A 3,963-nucleotide genomic window follows, 5' to 3' on the forward strand; every position below is an offset into this window, starting at 1 on the left:
TGGCGGATCTGCTGGGGCGAACGTGTGACAGGCTGGAAGTTCCGGAGGTGCGACAGTGAGCGAGGACAGGCTGGAAGAAAACATAGCCCATTGTCAGGCTCTGGTCGAGGTGCGCATCAGGCTGCGGGAAAAGCAGACGTTTGTCCAGACTCTGGCACTGGCCAGGCAAGGGCTGGTGCAGGCCCGCCACATCCTGCAGTCGCGTGGCTTGTCGCAGGATGACGTCCTGTCACACTACACCGGGGTGATCCAGGGCAGAATACCCTGCCTGCGTTACCTTGTGGGGCATTGTGACATGCGCGGCGCCTTTCTGCGCATGACGCCTGCCCGCGTCATTGAGGTCTAGGCAGTGGCACGACTCTCGGTGGAGCAGTGGGAGCGGGCCAGAGCCGAATACGAGGTTCGAGGCGTCAGCCTGGGGGAGGTGGCTAAGGCCTTTGGTCTGGCTACCTCCAGCGTTTCGCGGCGTGCACGGGCCGAGGGCTGGACGCAAGGGAAAATGCAAGACCTCGTAGAGCGCAAAGTGGCGGCTGCCAAGGAAATACAGGCTGTGGAAACGCAAATGCAAGACCTGCCGTTGCGTTTTCAGATCACGGTGCAGGAGGTGGTGCAGGAGCGCTTGCAGACAGAAGGCGCTGCCCTGAATTTTGCCCGCGCCGTGGCGCTGAAGGGGACAGCCATGACCAGGGAGGCGGCAAGCCCTGCCGAGCTGGAGCTGCTTTCCCGTGCGGCCCGCAATGTGATGCCGCAGGCTGACAAGGGGCAGCATACCACGGTCAACGTGCAGCAGCATGCCCAGGCCCAGGCAGCCGCGGCCCCCCTGCCCTCTGCGCCTCCGGCTGCGGACAGCGTGGTGCGGGCCGTGCTGGCCGGAAAGCTGGACGGGGACGAATAGCCATGCTGTTTGCCAGGGCAAGCGAGGCGGAGCGGGCAGCCCTGCGTCTGGCCTGTGAGCAGGATCTGCTGACCTTCACCGCGCTCATGTTTCGTGCGCGCATGGCGCAGCCTTTCCTGGTCAACTGGCACCATGCCCGGATCGTGGATGCTCTCATGGCGGTCTACCGTGGCGAGATACGCAATCTGCTCATTACCATGCCGCCCGGTGGCACCAAGACAGAGCTGGCTGTGATCCACTTCATGGCCTGGTGTTTTGCCCGTTCACCGCATTGCCGCTTCCTGCATCTCTCTGGCGCGGCGGAGCTGGCCGCGCTCAATTCCGCCACGGTCAAGGAGATTCTGGAGCTTGAGGAGTATCAGGCGCTCTGGCCGCGTCAGATCAGGACGGATACCCGTGCCAAGAGCCGCTGGAACATCGACGTGGGCGGCAGGACAGCGGGAGGCGTCTATGCCACATCCACCGGCGGGCAGGTGACGGGCTTTTGTGCCGGTTACATCCGGCCAGGATTCTCTGGAGCCATCATCATTGACGATCCGCTCAAGGCTGACGACGTGTGGAGCGAAGCCAAGCGGGAGGCCGCCAACCGCAAGATTACGGGCACCATTCGCAGCCGTCGTGCCAGTACGGAGCATACGCCCGTGATTCTCATCATGCAGCGGCTCCACGAAGACGACCCCGCGGGGCACGCTCTGGCTGGAGATTACGCTTTGGACTTCACGCATCTGGAGATCCAGGCCGTACTGGACGAGGACACCGACAAAGAGAGGAGCTACTGGCCGGAGAAGGAGAGCCTGACATCCCTGCAAGAGCTGCGGGAGAAAGATCCTTTCACGTTCGCAGCCCAGTATCAGCAGCGCCCTGCTTCGCTGGGGGGCGTCATGTTCAAGCGGGACATGATCCGGCGCTTCCGCGGCAGGCCGGAAGGGCTGGTGCGGGCCGGGATATTCTGTGACACGGCCATGAAGGAAGGCGAGAAGAACGACTATTCCGTGCTGCTCTACGCGGCTACGGATGACAGGGATGTATACGTTCTGGATATGGACAGGGGGAAATGGACAGCGCCTGTGCTGCTTGAGCGGGCCAAAGTATTCTGGGAAAAGCACAGGCCCCACCGCATCAGCAATCCGCTGCGCTTTACGGGCTGCCATATCGAGGACAAGGCCAGCGGGACAGGGCTGATACAGACGCTGCGCGCGCAGACATCCATTCCTGTCATTGCCGTGCAGCGCAACCGGGACAAGGTGAGCCGGGCCAACGACGTACTGCCCTACGTGGCCGGGGGGCGGCTGTACATTCCTGATGACCAGCCATGGGCGGACGCTCTCATCGCGGAGCTGTGCGCCTTTTCGCCGGCCATGACCCATGCTCACGACGACCAGGTGGACACGGTGGTGGACGCCATCGATACCCTGCTCATGCCGGCCAGCGGCATGCTGGCCGGAGCAGACTGGAGCTGACGCCATGTTGCGACGATTGACGGACGGCATTACCGGTGAACGCTACCTTCAGGACAGACAGGGGCAGCAGTATCGTCGTACCGCCTGCGCGCTTGCCTGGCCATGGCATCCCCTGCCCGGCTGTGTCCTGGTGCTGGGGGAGCTGCGGCATCGGCCCACATGCGTAGGGGAGCCACGGCATATCTTTCTGCTGGCGGAGCAGCGCAGCAACAATCCTGCGGAGCTGCTGCGTACGGCGGAGCGGTTTCTGTTTCAGCACGGCGCTCCCAGGATCATCACACCGGAGGACGATGACCGCATTCTGCTGATCGACGTGGAGAATGACCGCCGGCGGGAGGAACGAAAGACGCCCTTGCGTACCGAGCCTCCCCTGCGCTGGCATGGCAGGGGGGAGGGACTGCTGCCCTATTATCTCTCGCTTGTTCAGGCACGCATCGTGGGCGACAAGACCCTGCATTTTTCCGCTGTCAGTACGGTTCCCGCCGAGGCCGGGATGGCTTCGGATGCTGCCACGGAAAGCATGAATGCAGCCATGATCCGATGGCCTGCGGTATGTGCCCTGTGCTGGGCGCTTGAGGCCATGGACATGCAGCCCATGCCGGAATGGCGCGGATATAGCCACGGAGTACCCGGCGGACCAGCCGACGGTCTGGGAGGATATTAGGCGTGGTCGTGGCCTATATGCCGCACATCCTGCGATCCCTTGCCGAGATATGCGAGACCTTCGGTGTGGGGGAGGGCGTGGTCAAGCAGTGGGTGGCGGCCGGTGCGCCCATTGTCGTGGAAGGCAGCGGATCACGGGTACGCTACAGCGCGGAAATGGCGGACTTGCAGGACTGGCGGCTGAGACGATCTCATGCCTGTGCCACTGCTCCCGCCGAGGCATGGGGGACGATGCGGCAAAGCTCCGCCTGTCGGGAAGATTCCACCACGGAGACGTCATAGGCGCTTTGCAGGTTGCACCAGAAGGAAGCGCTGGTTCCGAAATAGCGGGCAAGGCGAGCCGCCGTATCTGCGCTGATGCCGCGACGCTGGTGGACGATATCCGCGATGCGCGTCGGCGGGACGCCAAGGGCCAGTGCCAGCGCATGCGGGCTGATATGCAGCGGGATCAGGAACTCTTCCAGCAGGACATCGCCGGGATGGGTACGGACACGCATGGGAACCTCACTTGTGATAATCGACAATCTCAACCTGTTGCGCAGCACCATTGCCCCATGTGAAGCAAATGCGCCACTGGTCGTTGATGCGGATGCTGTACTGCCCGCTTCGGTGGCCCTTGAGCGCTTCAAGGCGATTCCCGGGCGGGATGCGCAGGTCGTCCAGGCAGACGGCTGCGTCGAGCATATCCAGTTTGCGCAGGGCGATCCTGGCGATGGTACGGAAACGGGCCGGGCTGTCGCCCTCGAAAAGGGCCTGGGTATATTTGCAACGGAAGCTGCGTATTATTCTGTTTTCCGTTTACTGTTTTACAGAAAATTAGAGGCGTAGCAAAAACCTGTCAACCCCCTTCCAGCCCCCCTACAGCCCCCCTGCAGCCCCCTTCCAGCCCCCCAGGGGCAAAATCCCGTGCTACGCTTCCGGCAAAACCGGAGGCGTTTTTTCATG

The 3,963-nt window shown here is 62.7% G+C and carries 6 protein-coding genes; 4 read left to right on the top strand and 2 right to left on the bottom strand.

All coding sequences use genetic code 11. The features are described 5' to 3' along the window. Positions 1-55 precede the first annotated feature (55 nt). From Q0J57_RS10025 to Q0J57_RS10040, 4 genes are all read left to right on the top strand, one after another. Positions 56-346 (top strand): hypothetical protein, encoded by a 291-nt coding sequence (locus Q0J57_RS10025; RefSeq protein WP_297219832.1) that lies wholly within the window; start codon positions 56-58, stop codon positions 344-346. A 204-nt stretch (positions 347-550) separates the two neighbouring features. Next, positions 551-895 (top strand): hypothetical protein, encoded by a 345-nt coding sequence (locus tag Q0J57_RS10030; protein ID WP_297219834.1) that lies wholly within the window; start codon positions 551-553, stop codon positions 893-895. Between the two features lie 2 nt (positions 896-897). Then, the gene (terL, locus tag Q0J57_RS10035; protein ID WP_297219836.1) at positions 898-2,355 is read left to right on the top strand and encodes a phage terminase large subunit; all 1,458 of its coding nucleotides are present in this window, start codon (positions 898-900) and stop codon (positions 2,353-2,355) included. A 4-nt stretch (positions 2,356-2,359) separates the two neighbouring features. After that, complete coding sequence (locus tag Q0J57_RS10040; RefSeq protein WP_297219838.1) at positions 2,360-3,019, top strand: hypothetical protein; 660 nt, start codon at positions 2,360-2,362, stop codon at positions 3,017-3,019. 190 nt (positions 3,020-3,209) lie between these two features. Here the strand turns inward: Q0J57_RS10040 and Q0J57_RS10045 are convergent, their stop codons facing one another. Together Q0J57_RS10045 and Q0J57_RS10050 are read right to left on the bottom strand one after the other, a co-directional pair. Next, a complete protein-coding gene (locus Q0J57_RS10045) occupies positions 3,210-3,515 on the bottom strand; it encodes a HigA family addiction module antitoxin (RefSeq protein WP_297219840.1) in 306 nt (101 codons plus the stop codon). Positions 3,516-3,522: 7 nt separating this feature from the next. Next, positions 3,523-3,804 (bottom strand): type II toxin-antitoxin system RelE/ParE family toxin, encoded by a 282-nt coding sequence (locus Q0J57_RS10050; protein ID WP_297219842.1) that lies wholly within the window; start codon positions 3,802-3,804, stop codon positions 3,523-3,525. Between the last annotated feature and the right edge of the window lie 159 nt (positions 3,805-3,963).

Source organism: uncultured Desulfovibrio sp. (genome assembly GCF_944324505.1).
In the GTDB taxonomy this organism is placed as follows: Bacteria; Desulfobacterota; Desulfovibrionia; order Desulfovibrionales; family Desulfovibrionaceae; genus Desulfovibrio.

Excerpts from the sequence above, each read along its gene's own strand:
- terL (WP_297219836.1), top strand. The coding sequence starts at position 898 with ATGCTGTTTGCCAGGGCAAGCGAGGCGGAGCGGGCAGCCCTGCGTCTG.
- Q0J57_RS10040 (WP_297219838.1), top strand. The coding sequence starts at position 2,360 with ATGTTGCGACGATTGACGGACGGCATTACCGGTGAACGCTACCTTCAG.
- Q0J57_RS10045 (WP_297219840.1), bottom strand. The coding sequence starts at position 3,515 with ATGCGTGTCCGTACCCATCCCGGCGATGTCCTGCTGGAAGAGTTCCTG.